Raw genomic sequence first — 16,880 nt, forward strand, 5'->3', positions numbered from 1 at the left:
TTTATATCCCCCAGATGCGGTAAGGGATCGGATCGCAGGAGCCCGCTGCTGCAAAGGCTTTGAGCCTCAGGCGGCAACTGTCGCAGATTCCGCAGGCTGTTTCGTTATCCTGATAGCAGCTCCAGGAATAGACAAATGGAGCACTCAGTTCGATGCCCAGTTTCACGATCTCCGCCTTGCTTTTGTGCAAGATTGGAGTGATGATCCGGATGAGGATTTCGGTGGTGGTGCCCAGTTCGATCGTCCTTTGCATGGCATCCAGAAATACTTCGCGGCAATCAGGATAGCCGGAGCTGTCTTCTTCCACAGCACCAAGCCAGATGGAATCAGCACCAATCACTTCCGCCCAGGAAACCGCAGCGCAAATGAGATTGGCATTACGAAAGGGAACATAGCTAACAGGGATGCCATTGCCTTTGCCCGAAAGCTCCAGAGCGATTGACTGATCAGTCAAAGCCGAGCCCCCGATCTCCCCAAGCCAATGCATGTCAAATACTTGAGCACGTTTGGGATGATAGTGGTTGCATAGCAGTTCAAAACACTCGCGTTCCTTGCTTTCAGTTCGCTGACCATAAGAGACGTGAAGGAAATTGACTTCGGCACAAGAGCTTACGGCAATGGCGGCAGTCACAAGACTGTCCATTCCTCCGCTGAGCAGGACGATTGCAGATTTCATTGACATCACCTTTCCCCTAATTTTGCACCCTGATATCATGCCGCCAAAAGCTGTCAAGCAAAGCTCAATCCATGCCGATGACACTGCGTAGAAATATGATCTTGGCGGATGCCAGTTCGCGGGCTTGGTTTGATCCTTTGATCAAGGTTTGCAGGATGTAATCCTTGTTGTTCATCAAGTCCAAATACCTATCGCGCAGGGGTTTGAGATGTTCGTTCATTATATCGAAAAGTTCTTGTTTGGCATGTCCCCAACCCATGCCGCCGGCAAGATAGCGTCTGCGCAGAGTTTCGATCTGATCAGTAGTCGCAAAATTGCGGTAGATGGAAAAGATGCTGCAGGTTTCAGGATCCTTGGGATCTTCGACACCCTGGGAATTGGTGACAATCCGCATCACCAGCTTGCGCAATTCCTTCTCGGGAGAGAACATAGGGATGGTGTTGTTGTAGCTTTTGGACATCTTTCTGCCGTCCAGACCCACGAGCGTTTTGCTGTGTTCGGTCGCCAGTGCCTGAGGCAGACGAAAACACTCGCAGCCATAGGTGAAATTGAAAGTTTGGGCGATATCCACAGCCATTTCAACGTGTTGAAACTGGTCATTGCCCACCGGAACAAAGTCCGTGTCAAAGAGCAGGATGTCCGCCGCCATCAACACCGGATAGGAAAACAAACCCATGTTGACTCCGTCATCGGGATCGCGTCCTGATTCGCTATTTGATTGCAGTATTGCCTTATAGGCGTGGGCGCGGTTCATCAGACCCTTGGGAGTGAAAGCGAGCAGCATGGTGAGCAGCTCAAAGGTCTCCGGTACCAGCGATTGCTTGTAAAACAGAACCGTATCGGGATTGAGCCCGCTTGCAAGCCAGGCGGCGGCAATCTCGATAGTCATTTGACGGATTTCATCGGGGTTCTTGCAAGAATTGAGCGCGTGGTAATCCGCGATAAAATAACGTGCCTGACAGGTCTCTGAGAGTTTCAGCGCCGGTTTGATGGCGCCCAGATAGTTTCCGATGTGCGGAATGCCGGTGGGTTTGATCCCTGTGAGCGATACTTTTTTCATGATCTATAAATCCTTGTCTTTCATTTGGATGGGAGCACATTGCCAAAGAGATCGAGATCGATGACGTCGTTGATCTCCACTTTCACAATGCTGCCGGAACGCAGTTTTCTCCCATTTACAAAGGTTCTGCCATCGATATCCATTGCCTGAAACCACGCTCTGCCGACGAATAGGTTCTTGTCGTCTGGATCGCTATCCTCGATCAAGACTTCGACAGTGCTACCGATATAACTTTCCAGAAGCTTTTGAGACTCTGCGCGATGCATGGTCAACAACCTCATTCGACGGCGCTCCGCAGTGGTGAAAACAATCTGATCGGGCAGATCAAAAGCGTGGGTTCCAGGCTCGGGCGAATAGCAAAAAGCGCCCAGATGGTGGAAGCCGGTTTCGCGCACAAACTTATGCAGGGCAAGAGCCTCGCCTTTGCTTTCTCCGGGAAAGCCGCTGATCAGGGTAGTGCGCAACGCCGCTTCCGGCAGCTCTTTCTTGATCACAGCAAAGAGCTCGCGCAGTTCATTTCCGCGTCGATTCCGATTCATCGCTTTAAGGATTCTATCTTCGCTGTGTTGAACAGGTATCTCAAAGTAGGGCAACAGCTTGGGATATTCCTGCCAGAGTTTGAGCCAATGGGTTTCAAAGTGATCGGGATGCATATACATCACCCTGATCCACTTGATCCCGTCGATCTTCAGGAGTTCGGTTAACAGCTCAGGCAGCATCTTTTTACCATAAATATCCATACCATAGCTGCAAGTATCCTGCGCAATGACAATGAGTTCGGTGCATGGGGAAGCTTTGTCTTCCGCTAACGCTTTGGCTTCATCGATCAGCTTTTCCATCGGAACGCTGCACAGCGAGCCGCGGATCGAGGGAATCGTGCAATACGAACAGCGGTTTGAGCAGCCGTCGCTGATCCGCAGGTAGGCATGACTGCCATGTTCCAACCGCACTCTTCCCAATGTGTTATGTTCTCGGACGTTGATCAGCTCTTCCAAGCGGGCAAAGTCTTTTAGTGGAATCCAGGCATCCACTTCGGGAAAAAGGGGCTGGAAATCCTCAAGCGCGCGGTTCATCACGCAACCGGAGACAAAGAGACGCCCGATCAATCCCTGGTTTTTGAGCTCCGCTAATTGGCATAAAACGTCGTCCAGCTCTGCCAAGGCGCTTTGCAGAAAGGCGCAGGTGTTTAACATGACGATGTCCGCACCTTCGGCAGATTCCCATGATTGATAGCCCCGCCGCTCCAAGATATAGGCAAATGTTTCGCTATCCACGAGGTTTTTTGCGCAGCCGAGGCTCTCGATATAGTACGATTTCATTGCAGCGGATGGATGAAGAGTCCGGAGCGAAGCTTCGGCTCAAACCAAGTGGATTTTGGCGGCATGATCTCACCGGCATCGGCAATGGCGATCAGCTCATCCATGGAAGTGGGATACATGGCAAAGGCAACCGCTTCGCGACCGCTATCCACCCTGCGCACCAATTCTTCAAGACCGCGGATACCGCCAACGAAGTCGATGCGTTTGTCCCTGCGGGGATCACCGATGCCGAGGATCGGCTCCAAGAGGTTGTTTTGCAGGATGGAAACATCCAGCGAATCCACCAAATTTGCTTCATTCCAGGAGCCCGTTTTAGCGGTGAGACAATACCATGCTTTGTCCAGATACATACAGAATTTATGCGGCTTTTCCGGATGACATATTCTTTCGGGATTGACCGCTTCAATATGGAATTTCTCTGCCACTTTGCCGAGGAAATCTTCTTTGCTATTGCCGTTCAGGTCTTTCACGACGCGGTTGTAATCAAATATCCTGAGGTGGTTATCCGGAAAGATCACCGCCATGAAAAAATTGAATTCCTCCTCCCCGGTGTAGTCCGGGAATTGTTCCCGACGCAAAAGACCCACCTTGGCGGCGCTGGCAGTTCGGTGATGTCCATCCGCCACATAAAGAAAGTCCATCTGCGCGAAGGCGTTTTGGATGGTCTCGAGATCTTGCGGATCGTCCATCAGCCAGAGGGAATGAACGATGCCATCATCCGAAACGAAATCATAGACCGGATTTGATGATTCCATCACCTTATCCACGGTGGTATCAATGACATCCTGATGGCGATAGGTGAAAAAGACCGGCGAGGCATGAGCATCGCAAGCATCGACGTGTTTGATGCGGTCGGCTTCTTTATCGGCGCGGGTGAGCTCATGTTTTTTGATGATGCCGTCCATGTATTCGTCCACGGAAGTCAACCCGACAAGTCCGATTTGAGCTCGTCCATTCATCTGTAGGCGATAGATGTAGTACATCGGTAGGACGTCCTGTTTCATCAATCCTTGATTGCTGTAATTGTCCAGATTTTCCTTTGCCTTGGCATAGACGTCGGGATCATAGAGATCGGTTCCCGGAGGCATATCCACCTCAGGTTTTTCCACGTGCAGATACGAAAGCGGGTTCTTTTCCACTTCGATCCGGGCTTCATCCGAATCCATCACATCGTATGGAAGGGATGCGATCGCCGCGGCTTTTTCCGGGATAGGTCGCAACGCTTTGAAGGGTTTGAAAACTGCCATTGTTTTTATTCTCCTCAGTGTATCATAGTTTGGATGTTTTTCGTAATTCTATGGGGATTGGTTGCCGGGTGTGGCGCAACCTTGATTGCAAAAGCAGGATGCCGATCCTGCTAAGGAAATTATCGTTCAAACTAACCACTGCGTTCAAAGCGCGTTCCAATAGCTCTTCAACACTTTGATCAGATCCTCGTGATCGCGGACGCCGCAGGTCTCGCGGACTGAGTGCATCGCCCACATCGGATTGCCGATATCGACGGTCTGGATGCCAAGATCGGCAGCAACGATGGGTCCGACAGTGCTGCCGCAGGGCAGATCCGAACGGACGGCAAATTTCTGATAATTCACTCCCGCTTTCTCGCAATGTGTGATAAAGCGCGTGCTACTTTCGGCGGTAGAGGCATAGCGGATATTGGCATTGAGCTTGATCACGGGACCTTTGTTCATCACCGGAGCGTAGGCAGGATCGTATTTTTCCGGATATCCGGGATGAAAGGCGTGCGCCATATCGGCAGAGATGAGAAAAGATTTGCGCAAAGCTCTGAAATAGCTGTCCCGATCACATTTATGCGCTAACGTGATGCGTTCCATGATCTCCGAAAGCAGCGATGAAAAAGCTCCCTGAGGTGTCTGACTGCCGATCTCTTCATGATCAAAAAACACCGCCACGGATGTGCTTGAGGGCTTATCTACAGCGATCAAAGCGGAGAGAATGGCATGCGTCATCGCCAGGTTGTCCAATCGCCCTGAAAGAATCATGCTTGCATCGATTCCCGTCAGACTTGCCTTCGCATAGTCATAAAGAAATAGTTCCATATCGACGATTTGTTCCGGACTCGTGGAAATAGCTTCGGCGATTGCCGAGAGGAGTGGATTTTCAGCATCGGTATTTGTGGTCAAAAAAGCTTGCAGATGGATCTGCTTATTATATTCAAAGCCTTTGTTGATATCACGGTTGAGGTGGATGGCGGCATTGGGGATCACCGCGACGGGCTTTTTCAGATCCACAAGATGGGTGGTAAAAGTGCCGTTTTCCATGACCACGACCTTGCCGGCGATGCCGAGTTCGCGATCGATCCAAGTGCCGATGATTGGTCCGCCATAGACCTCCACTCCGATGCGTGAAACGGAGTTTTCCGTCTTTAACGTGTTTGCCTTGATCTTGAGGCTTGGGCTGTCGATGTGCGAAGCCGCAAGCAGAAATCCGCTTTCGCAAGGTGTTTGACTGCCCACGCAGAAAGCGATCACGGCAGTTTCGCCTCTGCAGATATAGTATTTGCCACCGGGCTTGAGGTTCAGCGCTTCGCCTTCATCGATACTCATGTATCCTGCCGTTTCCAGACGCGCACGTATTTCCCGCGAAGCCTGAAAGCTGGTGGGCGAAGCGTCCAAAAAGGACAAAAAGTCGCTAATATAGCTATTCATGTATTTCTCCAAACTGATCAATTGAGGACTATCTTTTTAAGCCGCGCGATCCTGTCAAAGAGATTATCTATCAGCTATGTATATAGCGCTTTATCTACTGCTTAGTTGGCTTCTGGGAGGGCTGCTGTGCGAAATGTCTCATCAATCATGCCCTAGTCCACAAGCCCTTTTGTATTGTATATTTCATTCTCCCCAAGGTGTGCAATGATGCCGAGAAGTTTAGAATTGCCTAAGAAACCGGTCAAGCTGGATGATGACTCGGGTAGTCAGATTACATGAAACAATGCTGAAAGATCCAGTAATGTTGAGTCCCAAATGTTGGTATAAATTACAACTCATTATTTCTCATATTATTTGAAGACCTGTCAGCAACTCTTCCCAAGGCTTGGCAGCCAGGTACTTGATGACAGCAGAGTTTCATTCCCAATCAAGATTCCGGAATCACTTCCCGTCGCCTGGATCAGTAGTGGAAGCGGGTCTATCTTTGGTTAAGCGTGAGCTCTGGCTTAGCGATTTCCGGCGATGGAGGGGGGCTGAAAGGCTTCCGCCAAAGAGATGATGCGCACTCCCTTTGCGGTGATCTGGTCGATGAACTTCTTGAGGGCGTTGAGTTTGGAGAAGTTGTGGCAATGGGTGAGGATGATTACCGGTTCTTTTCTGCCTTTGAAGGAGCCGAGTTGTGAGATCCGGGCGGCGATGGTGGTGTCGCTATTATCCGGAACGTCCAGAAAGAGGTCGCGTTTTATGCCTCGGTAGCCGAGGGTGCGGGCAAGTTTATAAGCGATGGTATTTGAGGTGGTGGCGCTGTCGATGAAATATAAGTTCTTGGAATTGAGGTGGTTGAGCACGACGGACATGAGATACTTGTTGTCTGTGGCGCTGCTGCCCATGTGGTTATTGGCAGCGATCGCCATGGGAAGTTGGAGGTGAAAATCATCGAGCATTTTGGTGATTGATTCCTGGCTGTCCGTGGTTTTGAGGTATCTTTCCCCAGGTTTGATCTTGGCGGCTTTGGCTTCCATCGGGATGTGGATGATGACTTCGTGCCCATATTGGATAGCGATCTCGGCGCTCTTTTTGGTCATACGGAGGTCCGGCAACACTGCAAAAACGACTTGGGGAGGAAGCTCTGCAAAGCCTTTGAGCAAATCACCACCGGCATAGCCAAAGTCATCGACGATGATCACCACTGGAGGGATGTCCTTGGAATCCGTCCAAGTGTATTTATAGGAAGCGAGATTGACGCTGTCATATTTTGTGCTGATATACTTTTCGATGCCGTTTGCCTCGACGTGATCCGATTCCTCGGAATAAACCGGGATGGAATCGTTTACCACCGATGCAGCGGATGATTCTCCGGTTTCCATGTCTTGTTTTTGGACTGATTCTTTCCGGCAGCCAAAGCTGACCATCAATGCCGCGATCAATACCGCAGCCCCGATCACACTGATCTTCAATCTATTCGTTTCCATGCTATTCTGTCACCTTTGCGGATGTTATATTTTTTAGTTAAGCCGGCATTTATCTCTAATGTATATTTATTCAAGCCTTCGGCACTGATGTTGTCTTCGCTGAAGGGAACCGTATTTTCCACAATCTGGAAGATGTTTCCATCGGAATCGATGAAAAGCATGTCCAGAGGGATGTAGGTATCCTGCATCCAAAACCCGTGAGATTGGTTTCCGTCAAAGATAAACAGCATGCCTTGGCTCTCTTCCATGCTTTCACGAAATTTGAGCCCGCGCTTCAGTTCCTCTTCGCCAATAACGATTTCGATGTCAAAGCCGGCTTTCTCCTCTCCGGAAGGGCTCAGAATCTTCAGCTCTCCATCCTTGCGGAAACGGTAGCCGGTTTTGTCCGGCTCGCTCTCGCTTTTTGGCGCGCATTTCATCCCGGAAACTACGAGCACAAGGAAGAGCGCTATCATCAGGATAGGCGTTCTCTTCACTTGGCAGCCTATTTAAGCAGGATCATTTTGCGGACTTGGTGTGCACTACCGCTTTGCAGGACATAAAGATAGACGCCGGAGCCGACTTCGCGCATTGCATTGTCCCTGCCATCCCAGACGCGTTGATGATGACCGGCGGGGAGCTGTTCGTCCATGAGGTTTCTGACGATCTGCCCGCGAGTGTTGTAGATCAGCAGTTTGACGGCTTGGTTATTTCCGCCGACGCTAAATCTGATCGTCGTGCTCGGATTGAAGGGATTGGGATGATTCTGCAAGAGTTGGAAAGCAGCGGGAATCGTGGCTGGGTCTTCGTTTGAGCTTGTGACGGAGACGACTGCGCTGCCCGGATTGCCGTTGATATTGTATGCACAGGTTACTTCGGTAAGCTGGGTCAGCAGATCGAGGTCCACTGTGCCGATGGCGCTACCTTTTCTTGCCCAAGCGATGAAGTTGGCAGCGGGATTGATCGCAGTGATGCCGTTTTGATCAGCGTTTTGCCAATCGATGACGCCGATATCAACATTTTCCGTGGGTAAGATCTGCAAAGAAAAGCCCTTGAGGTTTGCGGCGGGATTGAAGCTCATCGAGATGCCTCCATTGGAAGCTATGACCGGATCGCAGGCACCGGGTTGAAATGCAGCAGCGCCTTGTGCCGCAAAACGATAGCTTGGATCAACGAGGTAGTTCAGGATCAAAAAGGCGTCCATCGCGGTGATCAATCCATCGTTATCCACATCCGCGGCATCGTATCTGTGAGCTTCCCAAGGCAAGGCATCGATGGCAGGAATAGGATCAAGCAGCGTGGCATATTCAAGCACTGCCTGGGCGTCCGCACGGTTGATCACCCAGTTGGCATCGATATCGCCAAAAACGGTTTGCGCGTTGTTGAAACCTAGGATGCGCACGTTGTCGATATAGATCCCGTCCGCGATAACGCTGTTGTCCGTTTGCAGGCGAAAACGCACATAACAATTGCCGCCGCTAAATGCCGCCAGCGAAACTGAAACGTCGATCCAGTCGTTCTGCGTTCCCGTGAAACTGGTCAGTTCCGTCCAAGTATTGTTGTTTGCGGACGCCTCCACAAACACGTTATCATAGCCTGTTTCGAGAAAATACTTGGTTTTGAAGCTGAGGATGGTGTTCTGAACGGATTGCAGATTGATGGGGTTTGTAAGACGCACGGCGCGGTTGATGTTGTTGGCATAATTTCCTGCTGGAGAATCGGTCAAAACGTTGTTTCCGTTCTGCAACACAATGCCCCAGGGACTGGTGGCAGTCCAATTTGCGATGCCGTTTTCAAAGTCATCGACAAACTGAGGGCTTGGAAGCACCATGACGCAGGGACCTGTGTCTCCACGCACTGAAACCGTCTTTTGGAAATATGTCCAATTGGCGTCCGAGACCGACACCTGATAATCGCCTTCGTAAATGCCGGGAATTGTGAAAGTTCCGTTCGCGGCGGTGGTTACGCTGATCGGAGGAATTGTATTGAGCCGCACATTCAGAGCGCCGATGCCGTTTCCGGTTTGGTTGCGGATAATACCTTGCAATGAAGTAATTTGTGCAGGTTCGAGGACAAAGTTTTGCACGATTGCATTAAAAGCTGATACAGTAACACCCACGCTCTGTGGCAGATAACCGGTCGCTGCCGCGGTGACGGTATAAGTTCCCGGCAGCAACAGACGATGATAATCTCCCAAAGCAGGATCGGTATTGATCCGTTTCGCGTTTCCAGAAACTGAAATATTTGCCGCCAGAGGAGCTCCACCGGAGTTTGTCACCAATCCCCGGACGCCGCGAGAAGCAAACTCCAAATAGGAGAGCATGGATTCCTGGTTTTGTGCCCAGAAAGTGGGTAAGGTCGATGGGACAGGCCAGTATTCATTGCTGACCTCGGCGGTGATGTCGATCGCGTTTGTGTAATAATAGAACCAATCCTGCATCGACCCGGTGATGACATACCACGCGGCGCCGTTGGTGATTCCTTGGGGAAATTCGGGGTTGTTATACATTGGAAGGTTGTGTTGCGAATAGACGAGCGAGGCTTGGATGAGAAGGGCATCGTCCGTTGCCAGAGTATAAGTGTAGTCCCAAGGATAGTTCATGACCAGCGCTCCGCCATGGAAGTTTGCGGAAAGGACGATGTTTCTATCGGCAAAAAAACCCATGATGGCGGTGTTTTCCGGTGCCCACGCGTTTCCATCCGGGTTCTGAACCCCCGTGGGCATGGGGAAATTGCGGTTGAGATCGATCCCTGCGGCATTGTATCTTTGTCCTGCCACATATCCGTCCGGATTCATCATCGGGCAGATCCAGATCTCGGTATTATTGACCAGATTTGCGATGCGATTGTTGGTGGCATATCCGCTTGTGATCAGTTGGATCAAACGGATGAGCAGGTCAAAGCCGAGCACTTCGTTTCCGTGCATGCTGCTGATGTATCTGACCTCGGGCTCGGCTTCGTTGATCGCCACATTGTCCGAAATCTTCAAAAAATAGAGCGGTCTGTTTTGCACGGAGCTTCCAGCCTGCACGAGCTGGCAGATTTGAGGATACTGCGCAGCGGTTTGGATCATGAATTGATGGTATTGATCGATAGTATAATACTGGTTCTGCGGAGGCGGATAAACAGGAAGGCTTGCTCGCATCAAACGGGCGTTTTCTTTGGCGGGGTCGGGTAGCTTGACAGCGTCCAAACCACTGGAAAGCAAGCGGTTAAACTCTATATCATCACGCAAATAGACGATGATGGAACCAGTGGAACGGTTCACATGATCGATACTGACACTCATCAAATTGAGGGTCTTGAGATCGTCGTCCAGGTTCCATGAATCGATTTTCACCGGAAAAGCGGCGAGCAGAGCCAGCGACAAAGCCAGCAGCGCAGATAGGAAAAAGCGTTTCATTTTATATCCTTGTTGCATATTAATATTTGTATCTGAGGCAACCGCATGCTGTTCGGTTGCCGATATTATTTGTTTGATGCACATTTCATACCGATTGTGGATAAAACAATGCCAGGCGAACAGTGGCACATGAATAGCCTTGCTTAATGCTGCTTCATTCCTGATCTGACATGGTTCACACGCATCCATTGCACTGTGCCTGGCGCGGTCAAAGTTATCCGGCAGTGGTATTTGTCAATCGAAATCGTGGGGATATAGTCTCAAGGTATCGAGCCAAGGCATTGAAACAATTGGGTTAAATAACCTAAATAAACATAAATCCTTGTGTGGCAATAGGATACTTGTTAGTGCCTCTATCCTCTCTCCTTAGCATTACGGAGTCAATACGGACTTAGTCCGTAATGAGTCCGTATTGATTCCGTATTGCTAAGGGGGAAGAAATGATTATACTGTAATCGTGAACGCAGTGGTTGAGGCGGTCTAATAAGCGGCTAACACATGCGCAATGCGTTGCAGATAAATGATTTGAACACAAGAAACGATATAAAAAGAACTGAAATAAGGAGAACTGAAACCATGAAAGTCAGATCGAAAGTCAACTTCGGTGAATTCACCGGACGCACGGAAGACCTCATCTATTACCGCAGCCGCATCACGGGAAAGATTTATGCGCGGAAGCGGTGGACCTTCAAAGACCACCCTGGTCAGGCGCCTTTCGCCGCCGCTCAGAAAGCGATCTATGCCCTCAACCCATCCAAGGAATATCGTCAGAATCTTTCCGATTATCTGATCGCCTACAACAAATTGCCGGAAAACGCGGAACGCCGCGTGCTGTCTTGGGGGAATCTCTATAACAAACTGATGTTCGCCATGCAAAAAATGATGCCTGTTGAGCTCAAAAACATCACCCGCGAGCAGATCTTCCAGCTCCGGCTTCCCTGCATCAGCGTCAAAGACGCGGTCGAGAACGACTTACTGCCCGTAGTGAAAGACTTTGAGAAATTGAACAAAGAGCTCTGAAGCATCCGGTTTATTTGCCGGATCATCTACCAATAATAGCGGATATCTGTGACAGGAGGGATTGGCTACTGAAGGTGATAAGTACATGGTGGAGCGGCAATAACTATGGGCAGTTTAGCGGTGTAGTGTACAAATAGTTTAGATGATTTGTTTGCAGCTATGTATAAATACTCTGGATAATTTGTCTGGCACTATGTAATTTTTATCTTGATAATTTGTACCCTGTTAAAAAAATCGGCACCGGCAATCACAGCCAATATCTGTATGCCACTACCGGGATGTTTTCCTCGCAGATGATCATAATCCTGCGATCGACCAATTCTCCGCCCATCCATTGATAGAAATGCGTGGCGGGGTTTTTCTCCGCGCACCAGGAAACCATCGATTTGTAGCCGAGCGAACGCATCTTGGCAGAAAAAGCCTCGAACAAAGCTCTGCCGATTCCATGTCCCTGGCATTCCTCCAACAGATACATGGCGGTCAATTCAGATTCGCAGGCATTGCCGATACCTGTTTCGCAATCGCTGTTTTCACGATTCTTGCCTCCGGAGACGAAACCGACAACGCGCTCTTCCACAAGTGCCACAAAGACGGCTTCGGAAGTTTCGATGGCGTTTTGCCAGTGGAGGACGCCGCGTTCGATGTTCAGGGACGCGATCTTCTTTTGGGGCATGATTCCCGGATAGGTTTCCCTCCAGCTTTGGATATGCACTTTGGCGATGGCGTTCGCGTCTTCCGGCTTTGCCAGGCGAATGCTGTGGTTCATACCATACTGCCTTTGCTTAGTTCTGCTTCAGCAGTTCCTTCATGAAGTCATCGCCTTTGAACATGCCATAGTATCCCGCTTTCGCGGCTTCTTCGTCATAGCGGGTTACGGAATCTGGGGTTTTTCCCGGTTTATAGATGATGAAGGGGATGGGGACATGGGTGTGGGTTCTGAGCTTGCAGGGCGTGGGATGATCGGGCAAAAAAGCGATGCACACTTCCTCGCCTTGGTCGATTGTTGCTTGCATGATCGGTTTGACGACTCTGGAATCAAGAGCTTCGATGCACTTGGTTTTCAGCACAAAATCGCCTTCGTGTCCCGCTTCGTCTGCCGCTTCGATATGTAGATAGACCAGGTCCACTTCTTTGAGAGCATTCAAAGCCGCTGCCACTTTGCCTTCGTAATTGGTGTTGTAAAGCCCGGTGGCGCCTTCCACGTAGATGACTTGGAATCCGGCATAGATTCCGATGCCATGCAAGAGATCGACGGCTGAGATCACTGCTCCGGTCTTGCCATAAAGCTCCATGAAGGTCTTCATATCAGGTTTCATACCGGCAGACCAAAACCAGACGCAATTTGCCGGGTCTTTGCCTGCTGCGCTGCGTTTGATATTTACCGGATGCTGTGCCAGAAAGGTTTGGGAACGCCTGATCAGATCGGTGAGCAGCTCTGCCGTCTCGATACCTTCAGGCTTGATGGATTGGGGCAGAACATCCATCCATGCAGTACCCGGAACATCATGCGGCGGAGTGAGTTTGATCTCGTTGCTGCCGTTTTTGAGCACTAACAGATGACGATAGCTCACACCGGCATGGAAGCTGATCTTATCATTGGCAAATTCATCGTTCAGGGCGGCGATCAATTCTCTGCCTTCAGGGGTTGAGATATGTCCCGCGGAGTGGTTTTTGATCTTATCTCCTTCCAGACAAATCAGGTTGCAGCGCATTGCCAGATCGCCGGGAAGGATATCCACTCCCATCGCCGCGCCTTCCAAAACTCCGCGTCCCTGATAGACGGCACGCACGTCATAGCCAAGGACGGCGAGATTTGCCACTTCGGAACCGGGGGGCATGTCGTCCGGAACGGTTTTATACATACCGGAACAGCCGATTTGCGCCAAACGATCTATGTTTGGGGTGTTTGCCGCCATCAAAGGAGTCCGGTTGCCGAGTTCCGGGATCGGTAAATCCGCCATGCCGTCGCCGAGAATGATGATCGTCTTCATGGCTGATAGTTCTCCAACAAGTGTTTGGCAAAGGCATCGTAGTCATGATGCATGGTCAGAATATACTCCGGTTTATCTTCCAGGTTTTGCAGTGATGGAGGCAAAGCGGGATCAAAGCCAAGCAGTTCCTTGATCTTTTCCGGAAACTTTGCGGGATGTGCGGTTTCCAATGATACGCAAAGGCGATCTGCTGCTTCGGGATGATTTATCAGATAATCCGAAAGCCCTGCCCAACCAACCGCTCCGTGGGGTTCGAGCAGGAGTTTATGCTCTTTCCAGGCGGAACTGATGGTCGCTGCTGTTTCGCTCTCGCCGATGCTGACGGCATACATGTCTTTGTGGATGGCTTCCATGTCCGCAGGTTTGTGAATGACTCCTTTTTCGTCCATCCTGCCTCCATAAAGAGCGATCAAACGGGCTACGTTGCTGGGGTGTCCAACGTTCATGGCGCTGGAGATGCAATTTCGCGAGGGCGCGATCGCTTTGTAGATGCCGGTATTGTAATAGACAGGGTATTCGTCGTTGGAATTGGTCGCCACCACGAATTTGTGCACCGGCAAACCCATGCGCTTGGCGATCAATCCACCCATCAGATCTCCGAAATTGCCGGAGGGAACGCTGAACACAATCTTCTCGCCTAGTTTGTCATAGAGCCTGGCATAGGCATAGAAATAATACATGGTCTGGGGAATGAGGCGTCCGATGTTGATCGAATTTGCGCTTGATAGTTTCAGATGCTCCATCGCGGGATCGGTGAAGGCGCGCTTGACCAAAGCCTGACAATCGTCAAACTTGCCGTCGATGGAGATCAATTCGATGTTTTTGCCCAGCGTGCTCATCTGTTTGCGTTGTCTGGCGGTCACTTCCAATTCGGGATAGAGCACCACGACCTTGATGTTTTCCAGTCCGTAGAAGGCGTTGGCAATGGCGCTGCCCGTGTCTCCGGAAGTGGCGGTCAGGATCAGCAGTTTGCGGTTTTCCTGATGCAGATAGTATTGCATCAAACGTCCCATAAGTCTGGCGGCAAAATCCTTGAAAGAAGCGGTTGGTCCCTGATCCAGACGCATCACATAGCGACGCTCGCATACGTGTTCCAAGGGTATGGCATGGTCATAGGCGTCATCGATCAGAGATTTCAGATCAAAAGCGGAAATCTCATCCGCGAGGAATCTGTGCGCGACTTGAAAGGCGATTTCGGGATAGCTAAGCCCTTTCATTGCCATGATTTCATCGAGTCCGATGGTCGGAATCGTTTCCGGCATATAGAGCCCGCCATCATCCGCCAAGCCTTTGATCAAGGCTTCGCGAAATGACACCCGGGCGGATTTGAGATTGGTGGAATAATACCTCATCTGGTCTTTGAACTCCCTTATCCCTTTCTCAGACGAGCGGATGAAGCTCCGCCGGCGGAATAGTTTGGCGCGCTGTGCATGATCGCTCTTCCGTCCAGAACCAGCAGTGCCTGATCAAGATCGTTGATCACGTCACTGGGATGTTCGGCACCGACGCTGAGGCGGATCAGGTTTCCGGGAATGGCTGCCAGCTTTCTGCCTTCCTCGCCTTGTTGGGCGTGAGTGGAAATTGCGGGAATCGTGGCGACGGATTTGATCCTTCCGAGATCGGTGGCTCTCCAGATGCGGGTCAGTCCGTCAAAGACGTCGCGTGTCTTTTCGGCTCCGCCCTTCACTTCAAAGCTCATCAGATGCCCATAACGGTTGGTGGGTTTCATATAGTTGGGATCGTCCTCGGCATCCACGAGGAACATAAATTGTTTCGCAAGCGGATGCAGGTCATGGCTTTCAAGCCCCAGGTAATTGACCTTGGCGATGTGCTTGTGCCCCGAGAGGAATTCCGCCACTATCATTGTGTTTTGGGACATGACATCCATCTTCATGCGCAGGGTGCGGATGTCGTTGATGATCAGGATGCACTGTAGTGGAGAGATGTTGGGTCCATAATCACGCGCGGGCAGGAGCTTCAGATAGGTGCAGAAATCCGCCTTGAGGGCTTCATTATCGACCTTGGCGATGATATTCTTGCGGGAAATGATCGCTCCCGCGGTGCCAAAACCGCTGGTGGAAAGGGATTTGGTGACGGATTGGACGACAATGTCCGCGCCCAAAGCAAGGGGACGCATCAAAGCGGGCGTGGCGACCGTGGAATCGACAATCAACGGAATGCCGTATTTGTGAGCCAGATCGGCGACCTTGCGCACGTCAAAGAATCCGAGCGTGGGATTGGAGGGTAATTCTCCATAGAGGAAACGCGTGTTTTCATCGATCAAAGATTCCCATTCTTCGATATTTGCGGAATCGATCACCTTGCGCCACCGGCAAAGAGATTCACCGTCCTCGCGGACTGAAAAAAGCTGGTAGGTGCCGCCATAGACTTGGGAAGTCGCCACAAAATTGCGGGGACGGGAAGGATCTTTGGGATCGGGATGCAAAAACTCCTCCACTGCGGTGCGGATGGCGCTCATGCCTGATGAAGTGGCAAGACAGGAAGCTTCCACGCCGCTGCGGTATTCCTCCAAAAGAGCTAACAATCCCTCAAGATAATACATGCTGGGATTGGCAATGCGCGAATAGCACCAGGTGGGAATCTGATAGCCCAATGCCAGTTCCATTTCATCCGAATCCCTAAAGGTCTGCGAAGTGGATAGATATGCCGGTTCGATGATCGAACCCTGATTAAAATCCAATGCTTCCTGCATGGAATAAAGTCCGTGCACGGCGATCGTGTCGAATCTGCACTTCCGCATTTGCTTGCGATATTCACCATGCCATTGCATAGCTTGCTGTGCAGCATCAAGATAGCGTTGTTTTCCGTCCATGTTTGGTCTCCTTGTTTTCAATGTTTTCCAACAAAGACAATGGCATTTGAAGTGTCAATGTTTTTTTGCTTTTATTCTGCGGGACGCTTCCGAAATGTGGAAAATATGGAAGATGAGAGATGGGTTAAGGTGCAACCCTTCCACCTTTCCACCGCTCCAAACAAAAAACCCGGCGATCGCTCACCGGGTTTTCTGAATTATATTGTTTTTCGTTTACTTCATCAACACGGCTTTGCGCACGAAGCTGTCCTTTCCGGCTTGCATTTGGAAGTAATAGATTCCAGTGCCGCGGAGAAACATGCATGAGTTGATTTTTGACTAGTAGAGCGTCCCATAATTAACGTTCTATAATTGAACTTCATTCATTTTATACTTCCATCTAAACACGACCGGTGTTTTATTGATTTCATCCAACCCTTGGTAGATGCGTTCGACCAGTTCTTGCTTTGATCCAACTC

The 16,880-nt window shown here is 50.3% G+C and carries 13 protein-coding genes and 1 other RNA gene; 1 reads left to right on the forward strand and 13 read right to left on the reverse strand.

Features of this window, described 5'->3' with window-relative positions:
* Position 1: 1 nt before the first annotated feature.
* From queC to ffs, 9 genes are all read right to left on the reverse strand, one after another.
* Positions 2 to 676: a 7-cyano-7-deazaguanine synthase QueC gene (gene queC, locus Q8M98_02590; protein ID MDP3113643.1), complete on the reverse strand. Its 675-nt coding sequence runs from the start codon at positions 674 to 676 to the stop codon at positions 2 to 4.
* Positions 677 to 740: 64 nt separating this feature from the next.
* Positions 741 to 1,736 carry a tryptophan--tRNA ligase gene (trpS, locus tag Q8M98_02595; protein ID MDP3113644.1) on the reverse strand — a complete coding sequence of 332 codons (996 nt, stop codon included), beginning with the start codon at positions 1,734 to 1,736 and terminating at the stop codon, positions 741 to 743.
* Between the two features lie 20 nt (positions 1,737 to 1,756).
* On the reverse strand, positions 1,757 to 3,055 hold the full coding sequence (gene rimO, locus Q8M98_02600; GenBank protein ID MDP3113645.1) for a 30S ribosomal protein S12 methylthiotransferase RimO: 1,299 nt from the start codon (positions 3,053 to 3,055) through the stop codon (positions 1,757 to 1,759).
* A complete protein-coding gene (locus Q8M98_02605; GenBank protein MDP3113646.1) occupies positions 3,052 to 4,302 on the reverse strand; it encodes a DUF1015 family protein in 1,251 nt (416 codons plus the stop codon). The genes rimO and Q8M98_02605 overlap by 4 nt, the downstream gene beginning before the upstream one ends.
* A gap of 144 nt (positions 4,303 to 4,446) precedes the next feature.
* A complete protein-coding gene (locus Q8M98_02610) occupies positions 4,447 to 5,724 on the reverse strand; it encodes a M18 family aminopeptidase (GenBank protein ID MDP3113647.1) in 1,278 nt (425 codons plus the stop codon).
* Positions 5,725 to 6,230: 506 nt separating this feature from the next.
* Positions 6,231 to 7,196: a divergent polysaccharide deacetylase family protein gene (locus Q8M98_02615; GenBank protein ID MDP3113648.1), complete on the reverse strand. Its 966-nt coding sequence runs from the start codon at positions 7,194 to 7,196 to the stop codon at positions 6,231 to 6,233.
* Positions 7,178 to 7,672, reverse strand: coding sequence for a DUF192 domain-containing protein (locus tag Q8M98_02620; GenBank protein ID MDP3113649.1), 495 nt, complete (start codon positions 7,670 to 7,672; stop codon positions 7,178 to 7,180). Before Q8M98_02620 ends, Q8M98_02615 begins: the two co-directional genes overlap by 19 nt.
* A gap of 8 nt (positions 7,673 to 7,680) precedes the next feature.
* Positions 7,681 to 10,578, reverse strand: a complete 2,898-nt coding sequence (locus tag Q8M98_02625; GenBank protein ID MDP3113650.1) for a M14 family zinc carboxypeptidase — start codon at positions 10,576 to 10,578, stop codon at positions 7,681 to 7,683.
* A gap of 106 nt (positions 10,579 to 10,684) precedes the next feature.
* An RNA gene (gene ffs / locus Q8M98_02630) (signal recognition particle sRNA small type) lies at positions 10,685 to 10,783 on the reverse strand.
* 371 nt (positions 10,784 to 11,154) lie between these two features.
* On the opposite strand from ffs, the gene Q8M98_02635 reads away from it, so the two are divergent.
* Positions 11,155 to 11,598 carry a hypothetical protein gene (locus Q8M98_02635; protein ID MDP3113651.1) on the forward strand — a complete coding sequence of 148 codons (444 nt, stop codon included), beginning with the start codon at positions 11,155 to 11,157 and terminating at the stop codon, positions 11,596 to 11,598.
* A gap of 247 nt (positions 11,599 to 11,845) precedes the next feature.
* Here the strand turns inward: Q8M98_02635 and Q8M98_02640 are convergent, their stop codons facing one another.
* Genes Q8M98_02640 through Q8M98_02655 form a run of 4 tightly spaced genes read right to left on the reverse strand, consistent with a single transcriptional unit; the run spans position 11,846 to position 16,422 of the window.
* Positions 11,846 to 12,364 carry a GNAT family N-acetyltransferase gene (locus tag Q8M98_02640; protein MDP3113652.1) on the reverse strand — a complete coding sequence of 173 codons (519 nt, stop codon included), beginning with the start codon at positions 12,362 to 12,364 and terminating at the stop codon, positions 11,846 to 11,848.
* A 16-nt stretch (positions 12,365 to 12,380) separates the two neighbouring features.
* The gene (locus Q8M98_02645) at positions 12,381 to 13,589 is read right to left on the reverse strand and encodes a cofactor-independent phosphoglycerate mutase (GenBank protein MDP3113653.1); all 1,209 of its coding nucleotides are present in this window, start codon (positions 13,587 to 13,589) and stop codon (positions 12,381 to 12,383) included.
* Positions 13,586 to 14,941: a threonine synthase gene (thrC, locus tag Q8M98_02650; protein ID MDP3113654.1), complete on the reverse strand. Its 1,356-nt coding sequence runs from the start codon at positions 14,939 to 14,941 to the stop codon at positions 13,586 to 13,588. The genes Q8M98_02645 and thrC overlap by 4 nt, the downstream gene beginning before the upstream one ends.
* Before the next feature lie 17 nt (positions 14,942 to 14,958).
* Positions 14,959 to 16,422 (reverse strand): PLP-dependent transferase, encoded by a 1,464-nt coding sequence (locus Q8M98_02655; protein MDP3113655.1) that lies wholly within the window; start codon positions 16,420 to 16,422, stop codon positions 14,959 to 14,961.
* Between the last annotated feature and the right edge of the window lie 458 nt (positions 16,423 to 16,880).

The sequence above is a fragment of the Candidatus Cloacimonadaceae bacterium genome (assembly GCA_030693415.1).
In the GTDB taxonomy this organism is placed as follows: domain Bacteria; phylum Cloacimonadota; class Cloacimonadia; order Cloacimonadales; family Cloacimonadaceae; genus JAUYAR01.

Bases quoted from the DNA above. Each gene is read 5' to 3' on its own strand.
- queC (MDP3113643.1), bottom strand. From the start codon at position 676: ATGAAATCTGCAATCGTCCTGCTCAGCGGAGGAATGGACAGTCTTGTG.
- trpS (MDP3113644.1), bottom strand. From the start codon at position 1,736: ATGAAAAAAGTATCGCTCACAGGGATCAAACCCACCGGCATTCCGCAC.
- rimO (MDP3113645.1), bottom strand. From the start codon at position 3,055: ATGAAATCGTACTATATCGAGAGCCTCGGCTGCGCAAAAAACCTCGTG.
- Q8M98_02605 (MDP3113646.1), bottom strand. From the start codon at position 4,302: ATGGCAGTTTTCAAACCCTTCAAAGCGTTGCGACCTATCCCGGAAAAA.
- Q8M98_02610 (MDP3113647.1), bottom strand. From the start codon at position 5,724: ATGAATAGCTATATTAGCGACTTTTTGTCCTTTTTGGACGCTTCGCCC.
- Q8M98_02615 (MDP3113648.1), bottom strand. From the start codon at position 7,196: ATGGAAACGAATAGATTGAAGATCAGTGTGATCGGGGCTGCGGTATTG.
- Q8M98_02625 (MDP3113650.1), bottom strand. From the start codon at position 10,578: ATGAAACGCTTTTTCCTATCTGCGCTGCTGGCTTTGTCGCTGGCTCTG.
- Q8M98_02635 (MDP3113651.1), top strand. From the start codon at position 11,155: ATGAAAGTCAGATCGAAAGTCAACTTCGGTGAATTCACCGGACGCACG.
- Q8M98_02640 (MDP3113652.1), bottom strand. From the start codon at position 12,364: ATGAACCACAGCATTCGCCTGGCAAAGCCGGAAGACGCGAACGCCATC.
- Q8M98_02645 (MDP3113653.1), bottom strand. From the start codon at position 13,589: ATGAAGACGATCATCATTCTCGGCGACGGCATGGCGGATTTACCGATC.
- thrC (MDP3113654.1), bottom strand. From the start codon at position 14,941: ATGAGGTATTATTCCACCAATCTCAAATCCGCCCGGGTGTCATTTCGC.
- Q8M98_02655 (MDP3113655.1), bottom strand. From the start codon at position 16,422: ATGGACGGAAAACAACGCTATCTTGATGCTGCACAGCAAGCTATGCAA.